Source organism: Pelomonas sp. SE-A7 (genome assembly GCF_030345705.1).
Taxonomy (GTDB): Bacteria; Pseudomonadota; Gammaproteobacteria; order Burkholderiales; family Burkholderiaceae_C; genus JAUASW01.
Genome location: NZ_JAUASW010000001.1, coordinates 714,944 through 733,202, shown reverse-complemented (window position 1 = coordinate 733,202; position 18,259 = coordinate 714,944). Strand labels below are relative to the sequence as shown.

Here is an 18,259-nt window from a genome sequence, read left to right as displayed (position 1 = left end):
CATGACCGCCCTCAATTCCCAGCCCACGGCCGTGCTGGCCGACGACGAACCCCATCTGCTGCGCGTGTTGAGCGACCGGTTGCGCGAGCTCTGGCCCGAACTCCAGATCGTCGGCACCGCGGTCAACGGCCTGGAGGCCGCCGAGCAGATCGGCACACTGCAACCCGACATCGCCTTTTTGGACATTCAGATGCCCGGCCTCAGCGGCCTGGACGTGGCCCAGGGCATCGAAGGCCCCACGCGCGTGGTCTTCGTCACCGCCTACGACCAGCACGCCCTGGCCGCCTTCGAGCATGAGGCCCTCGACTATGTGCTCAAGCCGGTGCGGCCCGAACGACTGGCGATGACGGTGGAGCGGCTGCAGCGGGCGCTTCAGGAGCAGGTCGACGACGGGCAACTGGCACGCCTGCTCGGCCGCCTGATGCCGGCCCCGACCGCCGCGGCCCCGGCCGCCTACCTGCGGCATCTGCGCTGCAGCCAGGGCCAGCTCGTTCACCAGGTCGCGGTCGACGAGGTGATGTACTTCCAGGCCGACGACAAGTACACCGCGGTGCGCACCGCCACCAGCGAATACCTGATACGCACGCCCCTCAGCGAACTGCTGCAGCAGCTGGATCCGCAGCGCTACTGGCAGGTGCACCGCGGCACCGTGATCAACCTCGACCAGCTGCAGTGCACCCGGCGCGACGGCAACGGCAAGCTCTACCTGCGGATGAAGGGACTGGACAAGGAGCTGGCGGTCAGCCGGGCCTTCGTCCACCTGTTCAAGGCCATGTGAGCGGCCACCGGGCTTGCCAACCGTCGCCCGCCCTGTCGATTCGTCGTCGCAGCGCCCGCCCTCCGGGTCGGCCCGTCTAGGCTGCGTCCATGCTCAAGCCGACACTCGCGCCCATGTCTACCGCCTCCCAGCGCCTGCTCGCCGAACTGGCCTATGCCCATGCTCGCTATTTCAGGCTCTACAAGCGCCGCGATGAAAAGCTCTGGGCGCGCTTCGCCATCTCCAGCGCCTTTGCGATCTTCTTCCCCAGCTTTTTCATGACCATCGGGGTGGTCTTCGGCAACACCAAGCTCGACCTGCCGAGCGTGCTGGTTACCTATCTGCTGGGCTTCTTCATCGCGTTCTCAATCCACGGGGCCTACCGCGGCGTCGAGCTGCTGGCCTCGGAGGTGCTGCTGGCCCGGCTCAATCGCGGTGGCTGGAAGAGCGGCCTGTTTTTCGCCGGCGTGCCGGTCCTCGTGATGCTGCTGAGCTTCTGGATCTTCATCCAGCTCTTGCGCCTGGTGGCCGAGGTCGAGGTCCAGGAAACACCCTTCGACTCGGCCCGGGCGGCCGGCCGGTTCCTGTTCTTCATGCTGATGTTCAGCCTGGTCGGCACCTATCTCAGCTGGCAGTCCAGCCGCCGCAAGGCCTTGAAGCTGCAGGCCACCGAGGCCCAGCTGCTGCGCCTGCAGGCCCAGATCGAGCCGCATTTCCTGTTCAACAGCCTGGCCGCGGTGCAAAGCCTGATCGACCCCTCGCCCGAGCGGGCCAAGCGCATGCTGGAATGCTTCACCGACTACCTGCGCGCCAGCCTGGCCATCCTGCGCAGCGAATCCTGCACGCTGGAGCAGGAGCTGCAGGCGGCCGAGAGCTATCTGGCCCTGATGCAGATCCGCATGGGCGAGGACCGGCTGAGCTACGAGATCGCGATCGCCGAACCGCTGCGCCGGCTGCGACTGCCGCCGCTGCTGCTGCAGCCCCTGGTCGAGAACGCCGTGACCCATGGCCTGGAAGGCAAGGCCGAGGGCGGCCGGGTCCGCATCGCGGCCTCGCTTCAGGAAGGGCTGCTGAAGCTGCGGGTCGAGGACGATGGCCTGGGGCTGCGCGCCTCGCAGCGCCGCGCCCGTCCGGGCAACGGCCTGGCCCTGAAGAACATCCGCGAGCGCCTGGCCGCCCGCCACGACAACGCCGCCGGCCTGGTGGTCACACCCGGCGAATCCGGTTGCGTGGCCGAGCTCAGCCTGCCCGTTCATCAGCCACAAGAGGAGGAGAAACTGCCATGACCCGCGCCCTGATCGCCGACGACGAAACCCATCTGGCCGACTACCTGCGCAGCCAGCTGCAGCAGCTCTGGCCGGAGCTGGAAATCGTCGCCCTGGCCCGCAATGGCGACGAGGCGGCGAAGCAGATCGCCGAGCTCTCGCCCGAGCTCGCCTTCCTCGACATCCAGATGCCGGGCCTGACCGGCCTGGAGGTGGCCGAGGGCATCGAGGGTCCGACCCGCGTGGTCTTCGTCACCGCCTTCGACGAGTACGCGGTCGAGGCCTTCGAGCACGCGGCCCTGGACTATGTGCTCAAGCCGATCAAGACCGAGCGCCTGGCCCGCACGGTCGAGCGGCTGAAGGTCGCGCTGGCCACACCGGCCGAGCCCGATGCCTCGCTCGCGCAGGCCCTGCACAAGCTGCAGGCACCGGCGGCCGCCCTGCCCCGGCTGCGCTACATCCGCGCCAGCCAGGGAGAGCTGATGCACCAGATCGATGTGCGCGAGGTCCGCTTCTTCCACGCCGACGACAAGTACACCTGCGTGCAGACGGCCGACGCCGAATACCTGATTCGCACGACCATCGCCGACCTGGTGGCCCAGCTGGATCCGGATGAATTCATGCAGATCCACCGCTCGACGGTGATCAACCTGGCCCATCTGTCGGGCACGCGCCGCGACGAGGCCAGCCGGCTGTTCGTGCGGGTCAAGGGCTTCGGTCGTGAACTGCCGGTCAGCCGGGCCTATGTCCACCTGTTCAAGGCGATGTAGCGCCGCGGCGCCCTGCTAGAGTCGTCGCATGCTGCGACGCCACCGACTGCTGCTGCTTGCCCTGCCGTTTCTGGGCTCGGTCCGGGCGGAGCCTGCAGGCAGCGGCCTGCGCTGGGTCGGTGGCGACCTGCCGCCCTTCGTCTGGCAGGGCCAGAACGGCCCGCAAGGCTACGCCTACGAGCTGGCCCTGACCATGGCGCAGAAGCTGGGCCGCAAGCCCCTGGTGGAGTTCTTCCCCTGGGCCCGGGCGGTCAAGATGGCCCAGGAGGAAGCCGACATCGGCATCTTCCCGCTGGCCCGTACGCCCGACCGCGAGGACTCGTTCCGCTGGCTGATTCCGCTGACCCGGGTCCACTACAGCCTGTTCGTGCAGAACGGGCCCGAACCGCTGCCCAGCATGGAGCAGTTGCGCACGCAGCGCATCGTGGTGCTGCGCGGCTCGCCCATCATCAAGAACCTGCAGGCCGCCGGCTTCACGCAGATCAGCGAAGGCAAGGACTACAAGGACATGCTGCGGCGCGTCCAGCTCGGCATGGCCACGGCCGCCTATGCCGGCGCCCCGATGCTGCAGGCCGCCATCGAGGAATTCGGTTTCCGCGCAGCCGATTTCCGCGTCGCCGCGTCGCTGGGCGAGGCCGAGCTCTACATGGCGACCTCGCTGCGATTGCCCTCCGACGAAGCGCGGCTCTGGCAAGCCAGCTACCGCGAACTGGTCCAGGACGGCACCGTCGCCCGGCTGCAGCGCAAATACCAGATCTCGGCGCAGTGACAGGTCCGGAAACGGCGAGTCTTGGCCGCCGCCGCTGCCTAAGATGCGTCCATGAGCCTTGACGCCGCCCACTGCTATCCCGCCCTCGTGGCCCGCGACGCCCGCTTCGACGGCCGCTTCTTCGTCGGCGTGACCTCGACCGGCGTCTACTGCCGGCCGGTCTGCCGGGTGCGCACGCCCAAGGTCGCCAACTGCCGCTTCTTCGCCAGCGCCGCCCAGGCCGAGGCCGAGCGTTTCCGGCCCTGCCTCAAGTGCCGGCCGGAGCTGGCGCCGGGCCAGGCGTTCAGCGTGATGGACGCCTCCCGCACGCTGGCCCGCCAGGCGGCCGAGCTGATCAACGCCTCGGTGGCCGAGCCACCTTCCATCGAGCAGCTCGCCGAACGCCTGGGCATCACCGACCGCCACCTGCGCCGCATCTTCGCGGCCGAACAGGGCGTGACGCCGCTGCAATACCTGCAGACCCGCCGCCTGCTGCTGGCCAAGCAATTGCTGACCGACAGCGATCTGAACATCACCGAGGTGGCGGCGGCTTCCGGGTTCGCCAGCCTGCGCCGCTTCAATGCCGCCTTCCTCGAGCACTACCGCCTGCAGCCCGGCAGCCTGCGCAAGCAGGCCGCGTCGCCTGGCAGCGAGACCCGCGCGCTGCGCCTGGGCTACCGGCCGCCCTATGCGGTGGAGGCGCTCCTGCAGTTCCTGCACGCCCGTGCCATTCCCGGCGTCGAGCAGGTGGACCTGGCAGCGAGAACGCTGAGCCGCACGCTGAGCATCGAGCAGGCCGGCCAGAGCCTGCGCGGCCATCTTCAGCTGAGCTTCGACGAGCAGCGCCAGCAGGCCCTGGTCCGCCTGTCGCCCTCGCTGTGGCCGGCCGTCGGCCGCTTGCTGCCAAGCCTGCGACGCTGGCTGGACCTGGACGCCGAGCCCGAGGTGATCGCCGAGGCCCTGGGGACGCTGAACCCCACACCCGGCCTGCGCCTGCCCGGCTGCCTGGACCGCTTCGAGCTGGCGGTGCGCGCCGTGCTGGGCCAGCAGGTCACCGTGGCGGCGGCGCGCACGCTGGCCTCGCGTCTGGTCCAGCGCTTTGGCGAGCCGCTGGCCGACGCGCCCGACGGCCTGAGCCATCTGTTCCCGCGGCCCGTGGCCTTTGTCGAGGCCGATGTCTCGCAGATCGCCGAGCTGGGCATCATCCGCCGCCGTGCCGAGACCCTGATCGCCCTGGCCCGGCAATGGAACAGCCTGGCCTTCGCCCAAGGCAGCGGCGACCAGGCTGCTGCTGCGGCCGAGCTCTGCGAGCTGCCCGGCATAGGCCCCTGGACTGCCGGCTACATGCTGATGCGCGGCTGGAGCTGGCCCGATGCCTTTCCGCCGGGCGACGTGGTGTTGAAGAAAATGCTGGACGGACGCCCGTTCCCCCAGGACGGCGGCGCCTGGCAGCCCTACCGCAGCTATGCGGTCCTGCAGCTGTGGCGCGAGGCCGCCGCCGCTGCGCCCAAGACAACGAGGAAATGAAGCCATGCAGGCTCAACAACGCATTGCCACCCCGCTGGGCCCGCTGACCGCGCTGCGCGACGACCAGGGCCTGGTCGGCCTCTGGTTCGATGGCCAGAAGCACCACCCCGGCCCGCTAGAAGCGCCGCTGGTCGAACATGACCCGCTGCTGGACCAGGTCGCCTCCGCGCTGGCTGCCTATTTCGAGGGCCAGGTCTTGCCGAAAGACCTGCCCCTGTCACCGCGGGGCACGGAATTCCAGCAGGCCGTCTGGCGCGCCCTGCTCGAGATCCCGGCCGGCCAGAGCCGCAGCTATGGCGAGCTGGCCGCGCAGCTGGGCCGGCCCGAGGCGGCCCGTGCGGTCGGCGCGGCCGTGGGGCGCAACCCGGTCTCCATCCTGATTCCCTGCCATCGGGTGCTGGGCCGCGATGGCTCGCTGACCGGCTATGCCGGCGGCCTGGAGCGCAAGCAGTCCCTGCTCAAGCTGGAGGGCCTGCTGCAATGAAGTCGTCGGATCTCGCCGAACTGCTGCTGCTCGCCGCCGTCTGGGGCGCCAGCTTCCTGTTCCTGCGCTGGGGCGCGCCGGCCTTCGGGCCCCTGACCCTGGCCGGCCTGCGGGTGCTGGGCGCCGCCCTTTTCCTGCTGCCCATACTCATGCACCGCCAGGGCCTGGCCGAGCTGCGCAGCGTCTGGCGGCCCATGCTGGGCCTGGGGCTCCTGACCAGCGCCATTCCCTTCGTGCTGTTCTCCTATGCCGCGCTGGCAATCACGGCCGGCCTGTCCAGCATCCTCAATGCCACCACGCCGCTGTGGGGCGCCCTGGTGGCCTTCGTCTGGCTCAGCCAGCGCCTGGATGCCATGCGGGTGCTGGGCCTGGTCGTGGGCTTCGGTGGCGTGGTCTTCCTGGCCTGGGACCAGGCCTCGTTCAAGCCCGGCGGCAGCGGCTGGGCCATCCTGGCCTGCCTGGGCGCCACGCTGAGCTACGGCCTGTCGGCCAGCTTCACCAAGCGCTACCTGGCGAATGTCTCGGCCATGACCCAGGCCGCCGGCAGCCAGATCGCCGCCACCGTCTGGCTGCTGCCTTTCGCCCTTTGGTTCTGGCCGGCCACGACGCCGGAGCCGCGCGCCTGGGTCAGCGTGGTCGGCCTGGCCCTGCTGTGTTCGGGCCTGGCCTACATCCTTTACTTCCGCCTGCTGCAGCGCGTCGGCCCGACCAATGCGCTGGCCGTGACCTTTCTGATCCCGGTGTTCGCCCTGTTGTGGGGCGGGCTGTTCCTGGGCGAATCCTTGACGCTGCACATGCTGGCCGGCTGCGCCATCGTGCTGCTGGGCACGGCCCTGGCCGTGGGCCTGATCAAGGCGCCGGCCCGGCAGAAGCTGGCCTGACTCAGGCCGGGCTGAGCGTCCTGCTTCAGCCGGCCAGCAGGCCGGCCCGCCTCAGCACCGGCTCGACCAGGCCTTCGCGGCGCAGCGCCTCCACCGCCTGGCGCCAGGCCTGCAACTCGGGCTCGGGCAGCGCCTTGGAGGCGGCGAGCCAGAGCTGCACCTTCTGCAGCAGGGCGCCTTCGCGCACGGCCGAATAGGGCATGCCCATTTCGCGCAGACCGTGACAGACCGAATGGTCGGCGGTCAGCAAAGCCTCGACGCGTCCGGCCTTGAGCATGCGCAGGGCCGTTTCGTTGCTGGCCACCATCTCGAGCTTCCTGAAGCCGGCGGATTCGATCAGCTCGACCATGCCCGCGGACCGCAGGCCGCCGACCTTCAAGGCTCGTGCGGCATCGAGGCTGGCAATATCGACCTTGCTGTCGGCCAGGGCGAACAACATGAAGCGCACGTCGATCATCGGCGCCAGCCACAACAGCAGATCCTCGCGCGCCGGCAGCCGGGCCGGCGGCATCACCAGCAAGGGCTCAGGCCGCGCGGCCTCGTGCAGGATGCGCGCGAAAGGCATCAACTCCAGGCGCACTTCGCGCTTGAGGCGCGTGGCGGCGAGTTGCAGGATTTCGACGGCCGCGCCTTGCAGCGCGCCATCGGCCCTGCGGTAGGAATACGGCGCCGCATCCCCCACCAGCACCCGGGTTGAAGCCGGCCCCGGCACTGCGCGAAGCAGGCCGGGGCTGGTGGCCAGGGCAAGGCTGAAAGTCCGTCGTTGCATGGCTGCGGCTCCTGCGGCTGCAGCCATGCTAGCGCAGCCCCTACTTCATCAGGACTTCGGCCGCACGGCCCAGGGAATCCATCGTCCAGCTGCTGCCATCCGGTCGATAGCCGAAGGTGTTGGTCATGGCGGCGAAGGCCCGCTTGCCGTCCAGCGTCATGCCGGCGATGGCCATGAAGCCCTCATCGGCGCCGGTGTGGAAGATCAGGGCCCGGCCCTCCACCTCGGAGCCCAGCCAGCCGAGCGCGTACTGCCCCGACTTCAGGCCCTTGATGCGGCTGAGGTAGGCCGCCGGCAGCGGCGTGCCGCGGCCCTAGAAGGCCTGCAGATGCAAGCGCTGCCATTCACAGTAGCCGGCAATGCTCAGATTGGCCGAGCCGGAAGGGCCCATCACATCCATCCAGACCTGCCAATCCTCCCGCAGCGGCTGCCAGGCCCGCAGCTGCGAGGCGGCCTCGCCCACATGGCCTTGGGGCTGGTCGTCGCCCAGCGGATGACGCCATTGCACATCCAGCTTCAGGGGCTTGGCCAGCAGACTCTCGAACATCAGCTCGAAGTCCTGGCCTGCAGCGGCTTCCAGCATCGAGGCGGCCAGGGTGTAGCCGGCGTTGGAATACAGGAACTCCTGTCCCACCTTGGCTGCCGGCGCTTGCGCCAACAACCAGGAGGCCATGAAGCTGCGCCGGCCAGACGGCGTGCCGGGCAAGGCGCCAGCAAAGCCTTCCAGGAAGTCGGCGAACTTCATCGCATCCGCTTCCTCGGAGAAGGCCATGAGGCCGCCCAGATGATCCAGCAGCAGGGCCAGCGTCAGGTCCTGGAAGCCGGCATGCATCTGTCCGCGCAGCTCGGGCAGCAGTTCCGCCGGCTTGCTGTCCCAGCGCAGCAGGCCGCGCTCCACGCACAGGGCCGCCAGGGCCGCGGTCATGGCCTTGGTGTTGGAACCGATGATGAATCGCTCGTTGCCCTTGAGGGCACGGCCGCCACTCAATCGGGTGCTGCCGGCGGCCGAACGCAAGAGTTCGGCATCCGGGCCGTCCAGCCGAGCCAGCACCACGCCGACCAGGCCATCCTGGCGGCTGGCCGCCGCCTGTTCGTCCAGCTTCTGCTGGGCCTTGTAGCGCTCCAGCTCAGCGACCGGGTCGGTCAGCGACTTGCCGCCACCGCCACCGCAGCCCGGCAGGCTTGACGCGGCCGCGGCCGCTCCCAGCCAGGCCATCAGTTGCCGCCTTCTCAGCGGCGCCATTGCCTGCTTTCCCATCTCCCTGCTCCCTCGTCGTTGTCGATGGAAGCATTCTGGAAAACACAGGCTTAAGACTGGCCAAAGATCAGGATCTCGAAGCGGGCGCCATGGCCGCCGCGGGCGTTGGACAGCCCGTCGCGCAGGCTCAGCTTGCCGCCCAGGCGGCGCACCGCCTGCTGGACGATGGCCAGGCCCAGGCCGCTACCCGGCTGGTCGGGATGGTGGCCGCGCCAGAAGCGCTCGAACACCAGCTCACGGCGCTCGGGCGCAATGCCGTCGCCATCGTCGCTGACCGCCAGGCTCAGCCCGGATTCGTGACGCGCCAGGCTGACCTCGATCCGGCTGCCGCGCGGCACATAGCGCAGGGCGTTGTCTATCAGGTTCTGCAGCACCGACTGGAAGGCCGTCAGGTCCAGCTTCCAGCTCAGCTGCTCGGGCGCGTCCAGCTCCAGCAGCACGCCGCGTTCGCGGGCCAGCTTGCCCTGAGCCGCCAGCATCTGGGCGCTGAGGCCGGCCAAATCCACCGGCTCGGCCTCGCGGGTCGGCTCGCGGTCCAGCGCCGCCAGATCCAGCAGCTGCTGCGACAGGTGTGCGGTGCGGCGTATCGAGGCCAGGAGCTGGGCCGAAGCCTGTTGCCGCTCGGCTTCATCCTGGGCCGCCGTGAGCACATGGGTCTGGGTGGCGATCACGGCCAGCGGCGTGCGCAGCTCATGGGCGGCGTCGTGCACGAAGGCGCGCTCGCGCGCCAGCCGCTTGCGCAGGCGCTCCAGCAGCGCATCGAAGGCAGTGCCGAGCGGACGCAGCTCGGCATAGCGCAGATCGACGCCCAGCGGCGCCAGCCTGGGATCGGCATCGACACTGGCCAGGCGGCGCGCCAGCCGGCGCAGCGGCGCCAGGCCGGTGTAGACCGCCAGCCAGATCGGCAGCAGCACCAGCGGGAAGGCGATCAGCAGCGAGCGGCCCAGATCGAAGAGCAGCCAGCTCAGCACGCTGCGGTCCGCCAGCGCCGGTTCGGCCACGCGCACCGACCAGCGCGGCCCGTCCTCGCGCCAGGTCCAGTGGCGCTGGCCCAGCATCTGCTGCTCGGCCAGGCCCGGTTTTTCGATGACCGGCGATTCGGCGCTGGCGTAGAGGCGTCGGCCCTGGCGATCGAACAGCTGGATCAGGATTTCGCCAGGCAGCAGCGCGGCCTCGCGGCGCATCTGATTGGTCCGCTTCAGCAGCGCCGCCACCACCCGCGCCGCGCTGGCTTCGTCATCCACTGCTTCCATCGCCGCCGCCAGCAGCTTGCCGTACTGGCGGACGCCGGGGTTGCTTTCCATCGAGGCCTGGTATTCGAACCAGCTCTGCGCCACCAGGGCGGCCGACACCAGCACAAACGCCAGCATCAGGCTGCCGACCAGGCGCCGGGCCAGGCTGGGCTTCAACCAACTCGGCATCTTCATCAGAGCGACTCCAGCCAGTAGCCGACGCCCCGCTGCGTACCTATGCGCTCGGCGCCAATCTTGCGGCGCAGATTGGACAGGTGCACCTCCAGCGCGCCGAAGTCCAGCGCCTCGCCCAGCGGCTCCAGGCGCTGGGCCAGCAGCGGCTTGGCCAGCACGGCGCCTCGCTCCTTGGCCAGCTCAAACAGCAGCTGGTATTCGCGCGGCGACAGCGCCAGCGCCTCGCCATTGAGCAAGGCCCGGTGCCGGCGCGGCTCTATGGTCAGCGCGCCGAACTGCCAGATGTCACTGGCCTGCTGAGCCGCGCGGCGCAGCACGGCGCGCAGCCGTACCAGCAGCTCGGGCAGCTCGAAAGGCTTGACCACATAGTCGTCGGCGCCGCCGTCGAAGCCCGCCAGCTTGTCCTCGAGGGCCGAGCGGGCTGTCATCACCACGATGGGCGTGCTGGCGCCCTGCTGGCGCCAGCGCTGCAGCAGGTCCTGGCCGCTGCCGTCGGGCAGACCCAGGTCCAGCAGCACGGCCTCCTGTTCAGCGGGATCGAGCTTGAGAGGCGCATCGGCCGCGCGCCGCAGCCAGGTGCTGGTGTGGCCCTCCAGGCGCAGCGCGCTCTGCAGCGCCCGGCCCAGGTCCATGTCGTCTTCGATCATCAGGATGTGCATCGTGGCCGGATTGTCGATGCGGGGCATGACGGCGCTTCTAGGTCATGCCGGTTCGGTGCAGTGACGCTGCCCGATACTGCCGGCCATCGAAAAGAGATGGAGAGAGGCGATTCATGGTCAGGCAGCTGGTGTTTGTGGACGGGATAGGCGGCCGCGCCGCAATGCGGAAACAACTGCGGCGCTTCTTTGCCGCGGAGGGCTACGAAGTCCATTGCTTCGACTACCGGGCCGGCAGCGAATCCATCGGCGACATCGAGGCCCGACTAGCCCAGCTGCTTGCAAGCATCGCTGCCAGCGGCGACTACCAGCTGATCGGCTATTCATTCGGCGGCGTGCTGGCCCGTCGGGTGCTGCTCGACGCCAGCTTCGACCTCCCCTTGCCGCATCGCCTGGTAATGCTGGCCTCGCCGTCCGCTGCCTCGACCTTGTCGAGCCGCTTCCGGCATTGGCGGCTCTATCGGCGGCTGACCGGCGAATGCGGCCAGCTGGCGGCCGACGCGGAGGCCATGCAGGCCATCGGCCGACCGGCCGTGCCGACGGCCTGTGTGTACGGCACCTGGCCTTGGTTGGGTGTGCTGGGTCTGCTGGTCGGCTTCGGCAACTGGCACGACGGCATGCTGACCCGCGACGAGGTTGCGCCGCAAGACTTTGAGCAGGCGGTGCCCATGCGAGTCAGCCATGCCTTCATCCCCGCCCACGGACCCGCCCTGCAGGCCATGCGGGCCTGGTTCGAGGCCGAGTCGGCGAGCGCCCGGGCCGGCTAGCCGGCGGCCAGCAGTTCGCGAAGGCCCTGCTCGTCCAGCACAGTCACCCCCAGCTCCTGGGCCTTGTCCAGCTTGGAGCCGGCCTCGGCCCCGGCGATCACGTAGTGGGTCTTCTTGGACACCGAGCCACTGACCTTGCCACCGGCCGCCTCGATCAGGTCCTTGGCCTCGTCGCGGCTGAGCGTGGGAAAGGTGCCGGTCAGCACCAGGGTCTTGCCCATCAGCGGCTGAGGGCCCTGGGCCGCGGCAGCGCCCTCGCCTTCGGGCCAGTGCACGCCGGCCGCGCGCAGCTGTTCCACCGCCTCGCGGTTGTGCGGCTGGGCGAAGAAGGTGTGGATGCTGTGGGCCACGATGGGCCCCACGTCCTTGACCTGCAGCAGCTGCTCCTGCGAGGCGTCCATCAGCGCATCCAGGCTGCCGAAATGCCGGGCCAGGTCCTTGGCCGTGGTCTCGCCGACCTGGCGTATGCCCAGCGCGAACAGGAAGCGGCCCAGCGTCGTGCTCTTGCTCTTGTCCAGCGCATCGACGATGTTCTGCGCGCTCTTCTCGGCCATGCGCTCCAGCGCCGCCAGCCTGGCCACGCCGAGCTTGTAGAGGCCGGGCAGCGAGGTGACCACGCCGCCATCGACCAGCTGGTCGACCAGCTTGTCGCCCAGGCCCTCGATGTCCATGGCCCGGCGGCCGGCGAAATGCAGCATGGCCTGCTTGACCTGGGCCGGGCAGGACAGGCCGCCCGAGCAGCGGTAGTCCATGCCGCCCTTTTCGCGTTCGGTGGCACTGCCGCAGACCGGGCAGGCCCGCGGCATGCGGAAGTTGGGCACATAGGCGGCGCGCGCCGACTTGACGACGCCCACCACCTCGGGAATCACGTCGCCGGCCCTTCGCACGATCACCTGGTCGCCGATTCGCACGCCCTTGCGGCGGAGCTCGAAGACGTTGTGCAGCGTGGCATTGCTGACCGTGGTGCCGCCGACGAAGACCGGCTCCAGCTTGGCTACCGGCGTCAGCTTGCCGGTGCGGCCGACCTGGATCTCGATGCCGTTGAGCCGGGTCAGCTGCTCCTGCGCCGGGTACTTGTGGGCCACGGCCCAGCGCGGCTCGCGGGTGACGAAGCCCAGGCGCTGCTGCAGCGCGCGGCTGTTGACCTTGTAGACCACGCCGTCGATGTCGAACGGCAGGCTGTCGCGCAGCTGGGCGACCCGGCGATGGAACTCGACCAGGCCGGCCGCGCCCCGGGCCACGACCCGGTGCTCGCAGACCGGCAGGCCCATGGCCAGCATCGCGTCCAGCAGGCCCGAATGGGTCTCGGGCACGTCCCAGCCCTGGATCTCGCCCAGGCCGTAGGCGTAGAAGCTCAGCGGCTTCTTGCGCGCCTGCTCCGGGTCCAGCTGGCGCACCGCGCCGGCCGCCGTGTTGCGCGGGTTGACGAAGGTCTTCTCGCCCAGCTCGCGCTGGCGCTCGTTGAGCTGGTCAAAGTCGTCGCGGCGCATGTAGACCTCACCGCGGATCTCCAGCACCGGCGCGCTCACGCCCTTCAGGCGCAGCGGGATCTGGCCTATGGAGCGGATGTTCTGGCTCACGTCCTCGCCGGTCTCGCCATCGCCGCGCGTGGCGGCCTGCACCAGCAGTCCTTGCTCGTAGCGAAGATTGATCGCCAGGCCGTCGAACTTGAGCTCGGCCGAATACTCGACCGCCGCATCGCCCTCACCCAGCTCCAGCTGCTTGCGCACCCGCTCGTCGAAGCTGATCGCGCCCGTGTCCTCGGTGTCGGTCTCGGTGCGGATGCTCAGCATGGGCACGGCATGCACCACCGGCGTGAAGCCATCCAGCACCTGGCCGATGACGCGCTGCGTCGGCGAATCGGGCGTCAGCAGCTCGGGATGGGCGGCCTCCAGCGCCTGCAGTTCCTGGAACAGCTTGTCGTACTCGGCATCGGGCAGCTCGGGCGCGTCGAGCACGTAGTACAGGTGGGCATGGTGGTGGAGCTGCTCGCGCAGCTCGGCGGCGCGTTGGCTCGCGGTGTCAGGGGCTGTCATGGGGAAACAAGAAACTCTCAGGAATTGGCCGCCGGCACGCGAGTGATCATCACCTGGTCGACCCGGTGGCTGTCCACGTCCACCACCTCGAAGCGCCAGCCCTCCCAGACCACCTGGTCGGTGCGTCTGGGGATGCGGCGCAGCATCACCATCAGGAAGCCGGCCAGGGTGTCGTACTGGCCGGCATGCGGCCAGGCCTCCAGCTCCAGCGCACGCTGCACGTCGGGGATGGGCGTGATGCCGTCGGCCAGGTAGCTGCCGTCGTCGCGGCGCACGATCTGCTCCTCGTCGTGCGAGGCCACCAGGCTGCCCATCACCGTGCTCATCACGTCGTTCAGGGTGATCACGCCGACCACCAGGCTGTATTCGTTGACGATGACGGCGAAGTCCTCGAGCTTCTCGCGGAACTGGATCAGCACCTCGGACAGCGTGATCCGGTCCGGCACGATCAGCACCTTCTTGACCAGGGCGCTGTTGTCGCGCAGCGCCAGTGGCTCGTCGCGCAGCACGCGCTGGAACAGGTCGGTGGCATCGACATAGCCGACCACGGCATCGATCTCGCCGTCGCAGACCAGGTAGGTGGAATGCGGGTCCTCGGCGATGCGGGTCCGTATCAGGGCCTCGTCGTCGTCCAGCGAAAGGTAGACGATGCGCTCGCGCGTGGTCATGGCACTCTCGACGCGGCGGGTGTCGAGCTCGAACACATTGGCGATGACCTGGTGCTCGGCGTCGGCCACCGAACCGGCCTGGTTGCCGGCCTCGGTCAGGGCCAGGATGTCGTCATGGGTGATGCGCTCGTCGCGGCCGGCCGGGCGGCCCAGCAGGCGTATCAGGAGGTCGGACAGCGCGCTGAAGGTCCAGGCCAGGGGCTTGAGCAGGGCCACCAGGAAAAGCATGGGCGCGATCACCGCCATGGCCATGCGCTCGGGCTCGTTCATGGAGAGCCGCTTGGGCAGCAGATCGGCCAGCACGATGAACAGGCCGGTGACCGAGGCGAACGAGGCCGCGAAGGCCCAGCTCGCGGCGGATTCGGGCGCCATGAACAGGCGCAGGCCGGCCTCGTAATGCGGCGACAGCACGCCCTCGCCGACGCTGCCGGCCAGGATGGCCAGGGTGTTGACGCCGATCTGCACCACGGTGAAGTAGTAGCCCGGCCGCTCCTGCATGGCCAGCACCTGGGCGGCGCGGGCCTGGCCCTCGTCGGCCAGCTGCTGCAGCTTCAGGCGGCGGGCCGAGGCCAGCGAGATTTCGGCGATGGAGAAGAAGGCGCTGGCGGCGATCAGCAGCGCGATCAGCAGCAGGCTGGAACTCATGCGCGGCAGTGTAGCTGCCGCTTCCAGGCGTTCAGACGGCCTGTAGCCTCACCAACGCCCGGCAGCCGCGGCCCGGCGCGTTGCCGATTTCGAGGCTGCCCTGCATCAGCTCCAGCAGCTGGCGGGTCAGGGCCAGGCCCAGGCCGACGCCGGGGATTCCGGAGCGCTCGCGGCCCAGGCGGTTGTAGGGCTGGAACAGCTGGGCCAGCTGGGCTTCGCTGAAGCCGGGGCCCTCGTCTTCGACGCTGAGGCAGACCTGGGCGCCTTCGGCCCAGGCCGACAGCCTGACCTTGCCGCCGGGCCGGTTGTACTTGATGGCATTGCTGATCAGGTTCAGCAGCACCTGGCGCAGCCGCAGCGGATCGGCCCGCACCTGCAGTCCCTCTCGGCCGACGGACAGCGGCTGCAGGCGCACGCCCTGGCGCACCGCCTCCTCCTGCTGCAGGTCCTGCACTGCCTGCACCAGCGGTCCCAGCGTCACGGCCTCCGGACTCACACGCAGCTGGCCCAGCTCGATGCGGGCCGTGTCCATCATGTCGTCCATCAGGGCCAGCAGATGCTGGCCGGCCTCGGCGATGTGCTGGAGCCGGCGGCTCTGCCCCGGCGTCAAGGGTTCGGCGGCGTCGGCTTCCATCAGCTGGGCAAAGCCGAGCACGGCGTTCAGCGGCGTGCGCAGCTCATGGCCCATGCGGGCCACGAAGCCGGATTTGGCGGCGCTGGCCGCCTCGGCCAGGGCCTGCTGGCGCTGGGCCTGCTGCACCTGGTGGCGTTCGGTGACGTCGAACACCGTGCCGGCCATGCGGACCGCCCGACCGTCGCCGTTCCAGACCGCCTGGCCGCGCAGCTGCAGCATTCGCTCCGAGCCATCGGCATGGCGGGCACGCAGTTCCAGGTGATAAGGGCGGTGCCAGCGCAGGTGGCCGATCAGGGCCTCGCGCAACTGGGGCCGGTCTTCCTCGTGGATCAGCTCATGCCAGCCGGCGATGGACAGGCCGGCGTTTTGCAGCGGGAAGCCTAGCAAGGAACGCGCGGTGCCCAGGAGGATGCCGCTGCCGCCCTCGATGTCCCAGCACCAGACATTGCCGCTGGTCGCCGCCAGCTCGAACAGCTGCAGGTTGTGGCGCAAGGCGTCTTCGCCGCGTTCGCGCACTTCCTGCATGCGGTTGAACTGCTCTGCCAGGTAGCGCAGCTCGCCGCGGGGCGCCTGCACCCGCACGCCACGGTCGCCACGCGCGCTGGCCCGGGCGGCATCGGTCAGGGCCCGCAGCGGCTCGGAAATGCGGCGAGACAGCACCAGCGCCAGCACCATGGCCATCAAGCCGCAGGCCAGCAGCTGCAGCAACTCCTCGCGCAGCTTGGCACCGTGCCGAGCCACCAGCGGCGCCACCGGTTGGCGCACCGACACCAGCCAGTCGCTGCCCGCCACCTTGGCCACCGCGCCGAAGTGCTCGGCCTCGGGATCGACCGTGCCGACCCGCCGGCTCAGGAGCAAACCCGCCTGGCCGCTCAATTCGACGACGCTGCCCGGTGGCAGCGCTGCGGGCATCCAGTCCTCGGTCAGCCGGTTCGCGTCCAGCGACAGCACCAGCAACGCGTCGACGCGACCCTGGCGGTCGCGGTGCGGATGGGTGGTCATGATGACCGGCCGCCCGACCATGCGGCCCATGCGCAGGTCGTGGGTGGCGAAGCCGGCGGCGGCCAGGCCGCGCAACAGCCAGGGCCGGTTGCGGAAGTTCAGCTGACCGATGCCCGCCGGGCTGACGGACGAGCACAGGGCGACACCATCCACAGCCACCATGCCCAGGTTGGCCCAATGCGGATCCAGCGAGGCCATGCTTTCCAGCAGCTGGCCGCAGGCGCGCGAATCCAGACCCGCGGTCTCCGGCCGCTGGGCCAGGAATTCCAGCATCAGGCGGGCCCGGTCCAGCGTGGCGGAGGCCTGGGCCGCAAGGCGGTCGGCCTGCTCCTGCACCTGAGTCTGGGCCTGGCCGCGGGCCTGCCTCATATCGTCGGTGGCCTGACGCAGTTCCAGCGCCACCAGCGGTGCCACCACCAGCAACGCCAGCAGCAGCAATTGGCCTCGCAAACTGGGCCGCCAGCGGCGCAGGCGCAAACCCCATTGCCGCAGGGCCAGCCTGCGCAGAGGCACGGCCGGCAGCGAGGGGACAGGCAGCTCGGCGGACATGGCGCATTGTTGGCAGCCGCGCCGTGCCGCCCCATAGCCGGAACCGCCAAGCACCAGTCAATTGCAGACATCCTTCTGCGGGGCGGTGTTTGCACGCGTGGACCCGGCACCGACGGCTCGCTAGCATCGCCCGCATGAGCAGCTCAGTCCGCAAGGTTCCGGTCCGCTACTTCGCCCTGGTGTGTGACGCCCTGCGCCAGCAAGGGGTGGACACGGTGGCCCTGCTGCGCATGGCCGGCATCGAGCCCGAGCGTTTCGAGCAGCGTGACTCCACCCTGCTGCCCAGCGAGGTCGAAGGCTTCATCGCCAGCGCCCGGCGTCTTTCGGGCCGCAGCGACATCGGCTTCGAGATGGGGCGGCTGATCAAGATGAACTCGCATGACCTGCTGGGCTTCGGCATGATCAGCGCCCGCAATTTCGACGAAGTCATGCGCCTGGTGGTGCGCCACTACCACCTGATGACCGAGACCTTCCAGCTGCGCTACGAGCGCTCGCCCGGCCGCGGCGAGGCGATCTACACGCCGGCCATTCCCATGCCGCTGGAAGTGCTGCGCTTCTATTACGAGGTGCTGGCCCTGGCCCACCAGAACCAGGTGCAGATGATGCTGGGCCAGGTGTCCTTCGACATCTATCTGTCCATGCCCGAGCCGCCGCATCTGCGCCGCTACGACCTGCTGGCGCCGGTGCGCTTCCATTTCGTCGAGCATGCCGTTCCCGGTGTGCGGGTGGTGATGGACAGCGAGCTGCTGGACCGTCCCCTGCCCATGGCCGACCCGCGCGTGCTCAAGGAAGTGGACGAGCGCTGCAGCGCCCTGGCCCAGCGCCCCAGCAACGACGACCGCAGCTGGGGCGAGTACATCACCATGCTGCTGCGCGAATCGCAGGGCGAGCTGCTGACGCTGGAAGACCTGGCGCGCCGGCTCAAGGTCTCGGTGCGCACGCTGGACCGCTACCTGAAGAAGGAAGACCTCAACTTCCGCGACCTCTCCCAGCAGGTGCGCTTCGAGCAGGCCTGCGAACTGCTGCGCGAGCCCGGCGCCACCGTGGCCCAGGTGGCGCTGCGGCTGGGCTTCAGCGACGCGGCCAATTTCAGCCGCGCCTTTCGCCGCGTGCTGGGCTGCTCGCCCAGCGAATACCAGCAGCGCCTCACTTGAGGCGTTAGCAGATATCAGAATCCAACTCAAGTCCCCAAAGTAGCGGCAAGGGTAAGTTCTGTGCGATGAACGCCCTTTGAGCGCTTCAATAGCACGCTACTGAGGCAGTCACGGCATCCAAAAGGCCGGACCCAAGCCTGAAGTGCAGCCCGCCCGAGCGGCGGCGGCTGCTGGAGAGGGAGTACCCGTCGTACAGGAAACGCCGCCGGCCGACCCTACACCTGGCCGGCGCCAGCGATCTGCGGACCACCCGACCGGGGCG

Annotated in this window: 17 protein-coding genes; 9 read left to right on the top strand and 8 right to left on the bottom strand. The window is 69.4% G+C overall.

Going from position 1 to position 18,259, the window contains the following annotated elements:
* Nucleotide 1 precedes the first annotated feature (1 nt).
* The 7 genes from QT382_RS03240 to QT382_RS03210 all read left to right on the top strand — a co-directional run bounded on the left by QT382_RS03240 (nucleotide 2) and on the right by QT382_RS03210 (nucleotide 6,432).
* On the top strand, nucleotides 2-778 hold the full coding sequence (locus QT382_RS03240) for a LytR/AlgR family response regulator transcription factor (RefSeq protein WP_289252607.1): 777 nt from the start codon (nucleotides 2-4) through the stop codon (nucleotides 776-778).
* A 113-nt stretch (nucleotides 779-891) separates the two neighbouring features.
* Nucleotides 892-2,043 carry a sensor histidine kinase gene (locus QT382_RS03235; protein WP_289252606.1) on the top strand — a complete coding sequence of 384 codons (1,152 nt, stop codon included), beginning with the start codon at nucleotides 892-894 and terminating at the stop codon, nucleotides 2,041-2,043.
* Nucleotides 2,040-2,792 carry a LytR/AlgR family response regulator transcription factor gene (locus tag QT382_RS03230; protein WP_289252605.1) on the top strand — a complete coding sequence of 251 codons (753 nt, stop codon included), beginning with the start codon at nucleotides 2,040-2,042 and terminating at the stop codon, nucleotides 2,790-2,792. Before QT382_RS03235 ends, QT382_RS03230 begins: the two co-directional genes overlap by 4 nt.
* A gap of 28 nt (nucleotides 2,793-2,820) precedes the next feature.
* A complete protein-coding gene (locus QT382_RS03225; RefSeq protein ID WP_289252604.1) occupies nucleotides 2,821-3,561 on the top strand; it encodes a substrate-binding periplasmic protein in 741 nt (246 codons plus the stop codon).
* Between the two features lie 51 nt (nucleotides 3,562-3,612).
* Complete coding sequence (locus QT382_RS03220) at nucleotides 3,613-5,067, top strand: Ada metal-binding domain-containing protein (RefSeq protein ID WP_289252603.1); 1,455 nt, start codon at nucleotides 3,613-3,615, stop codon at nucleotides 5,065-5,067.
* A 4-nt stretch (nucleotides 5,068-5,071) separates the two neighbouring features.
* On the top strand, nucleotides 5,072-5,551 hold the full coding sequence (locus QT382_RS03215; protein WP_289252602.1) for a methylated-DNA--[protein]-cysteine S-methyltransferase: 480 nt from the start codon (nucleotides 5,072-5,074) through the stop codon (nucleotides 5,549-5,551).
* Entirely contained in the window at nucleotides 5,548-6,432 is an 885-nt protein-coding gene (locus QT382_RS03210) for a DMT family transporter (RefSeq protein WP_289252601.1), read from the top strand. Before QT382_RS03215 ends, QT382_RS03210 begins: the two co-directional genes overlap by 4 nt.
* 25 nt (nucleotides 6,433-6,457) lie before the next feature.
* On the opposite strand, the gene QT382_RS03205 is transcribed toward QT382_RS03210, so the two are convergent.
* The 5 genes from QT382_RS03205 to QT382_RS03185 all read right to left on the bottom strand — a co-directional run bounded on the left by QT382_RS03205 (nucleotide 6,458) and on the right by QT382_RS03185 (nucleotide 10,545).
* Nucleotides 6,458-7,201, bottom strand: a complete 744-nt coding sequence (locus QT382_RS03205) for a substrate-binding periplasmic protein (protein ID WP_289252600.1) — start codon at nucleotides 7,199-7,201, stop codon at nucleotides 6,458-6,460.
* A gap of 40 nt (nucleotides 7,202-7,241) precedes the next feature.
* The gene (locus tag QT382_RS03200; protein WP_289252599.1) at nucleotides 7,242-7,424 is read right to left on the bottom strand and encodes a hypothetical protein; all 183 of its coding nucleotides are present in this window, start codon (nucleotides 7,422-7,424) and stop codon (nucleotides 7,242-7,244) included.
* Nucleotides 7,425-7,514: 90 nt separating this feature from the next.
* Nucleotides 7,515-8,417, bottom strand: a complete 903-nt coding sequence (locus tag QT382_RS03195) for a serine hydrolase domain-containing protein (RefSeq protein WP_289252598.1) — start codon at nucleotides 8,415-8,417, stop codon at nucleotides 7,515-7,517.
* Nucleotides 8,418-8,509: 92 nt separating this feature from the next.
* On the bottom strand, nucleotides 8,510-9,886 hold the full coding sequence (locus QT382_RS03190; RefSeq protein ID WP_289252597.1) for a sensor histidine kinase: 1,377 nt from the start codon (nucleotides 9,884-9,886) through the stop codon (nucleotides 8,510-8,512).
* Nucleotides 9,886-10,545 (bottom strand): response regulator, encoded by a 660-nt coding sequence (locus tag QT382_RS03185; RefSeq protein WP_289254677.1) that lies wholly within the window; start codon nucleotides 10,543-10,545, stop codon nucleotides 9,886-9,888. Before QT382_RS03185 ends, QT382_RS03190 begins: the two co-directional genes overlap by 1 nt.
* A 44-nt stretch (nucleotides 10,546-10,589) precedes the next feature.
* Between QT382_RS03185 and QT382_RS03180 the strand changes: the two genes are divergently transcribed.
* Entirely contained in the window at nucleotides 10,590-11,309 is a 720-nt protein-coding gene (locus tag QT382_RS03180; RefSeq protein WP_353957252.1) for an esterase/lipase family protein, read from the top strand.
* Here QT382_RS03180 and ligA read toward each other — a convergent pair.
* The 3 genes from ligA to QT382_RS03165 are packed head-to-tail and all read right to left on the bottom strand — an operon-like array spanning nucleotide 11,306 to nucleotide 16,843.
* The gene (gene ligA / locus QT382_RS03175; protein WP_289252595.1) at nucleotides 11,306-13,345 is read right to left on the bottom strand and encodes an NAD-dependent DNA ligase LigA; all 2,040 of its coding nucleotides are present in this window, start codon (nucleotides 13,343-13,345) and stop codon (nucleotides 11,306-11,308) included. The genes QT382_RS03180 and ligA overlap by 4 nt on opposite strands.
* Nucleotides 13,346-13,362: 17 nt before the next feature.
* Nucleotides 13,363-14,658: a polyamine export protein PaeA gene (paeA, locus tag QT382_RS03170; RefSeq protein WP_289252594.1), complete on the bottom strand. Its 1,296-nt coding sequence runs from the start codon at nucleotides 14,656-14,658 to the stop codon at nucleotides 13,363-13,365.
* Nucleotides 14,659-14,689: 31 nt separating this feature from the next.
* Complete coding sequence (locus QT382_RS03165; RefSeq protein ID WP_289252593.1) at nucleotides 14,690-16,843, bottom strand: sensor histidine kinase; 2,154 nt, start codon at nucleotides 16,841-16,843, stop codon at nucleotides 14,690-14,692.
* Nucleotides 16,844-16,977: 134 nt separating this feature from the next.
* Here QT382_RS03165 and QT382_RS03160 point away from each other — a divergent pair, with 134 nt between their 5' ends.
* The gene (locus QT382_RS03160; RefSeq protein ID WP_289252592.1) at nucleotides 16,978-17,997 is read left to right on the top strand and encodes a helix-turn-helix domain-containing protein; all 1,020 of its coding nucleotides are present in this window, start codon (nucleotides 16,978-16,980) and stop codon (nucleotides 17,995-17,997) included.
* Nucleotides 17,998-18,259: the final 262 nt, after the last annotated feature.

Bases quoted from the DNA above. Each gene is read 5' to 3' on its own strand.
- paeA (WP_289252594.1), bottom strand. From the start codon at position 14,658: ATGAGTTCCAGCCTGCTGCTGATCGCGCTGCTGATCGCCGCCAGCGCC.
- QT382_RS03195 (WP_289252598.1), bottom strand. From the start codon at position 8,417: ATGGCCTGGCTGGGAGCGGCCGCGGCCGCGTCAAGCCTGCCGGGCTGC.
- QT382_RS03160 (WP_289252592.1), top strand. From the start codon at position 16,978: ATGAGCAGCTCAGTCCGCAAGGTTCCGGTCCGCTACTTCGCCCTGGTG.
- QT382_RS03240 (WP_289252607.1), top strand. From the start codon at position 2: ATGACCGCCCTCAATTCCCAGCCCACGGCCGTGCTGGCCGACGACGAA.
- QT382_RS03225 (WP_289252604.1), top strand. From the start codon at position 2,821: ATGCTGCGACGCCACCGACTGCTGCTGCTTGCCCTGCCGTTTCTGGGC.
- QT382_RS03220 (WP_289252603.1), top strand. From the start codon at position 3,613: ATGAGCCTTGACGCCGCCCACTGCTATCCCGCCCTCGTGGCCCGCGAC.
- QT382_RS03215 (WP_289252602.1), top strand. From the start codon at position 5,072: ATGCAGGCTCAACAACGCATTGCCACCCCGCTGGGCCCGCTGACCGCG.
- QT382_RS03210 (WP_289252601.1), top strand. From the start codon at position 5,548: ATGAAGTCGTCGGATCTCGCCGAACTGCTGCTGCTCGCCGCCGTCTGG.
- ligA (WP_289252595.1), bottom strand. From the start codon at position 13,345: ATGACAGCCCCTGACACCGCGAGCCAACGCGCCGCCGAGCTGCGCGAG.
- QT382_RS03190 (WP_289252597.1), bottom strand. From the start codon at position 9,886: ATGAAGATGCCGAGTTGGTTGAAGCCCAGCCTGGCCCGGCGCCTGGTC.
- QT382_RS03205 (WP_289252600.1), bottom strand. From the start codon at position 7,201: ATGCAACGACGGACTTTCAGCCTTGCCCTGGCCACCAGCCCCGGCCTG.
- QT382_RS03185 (WP_289254677.1), bottom strand. From the start codon at position 10,545: ATGCACATCCTGATGATCGAAGACGACATGGACCTGGGCCGGGCGCTG.
- QT382_RS03180 (WP_353957252.1), top strand. From the start codon at position 10,590: ATGCCGGTTCGGTGCAGTGACGCTGCCCGATACTGCCGGCCATCGAAA.
- QT382_RS03230 (WP_289252605.1), top strand. From the start codon at position 2,040: ATGACCCGCGCCCTGATCGCCGACGACGAAACCCATCTGGCCGACTAC.
- QT382_RS03235 (WP_289252606.1), top strand. From the start codon at position 892: ATGTCTACCGCCTCCCAGCGCCTGCTCGCCGAACTGGCCTATGCCCAT.
- QT382_RS03165 (WP_289252593.1), bottom strand. From the start codon at position 16,843: ATGTCCGCCGAGCTGCCTGTCCCCTCGCTGCCGGCCGTGCCTCTGCGC.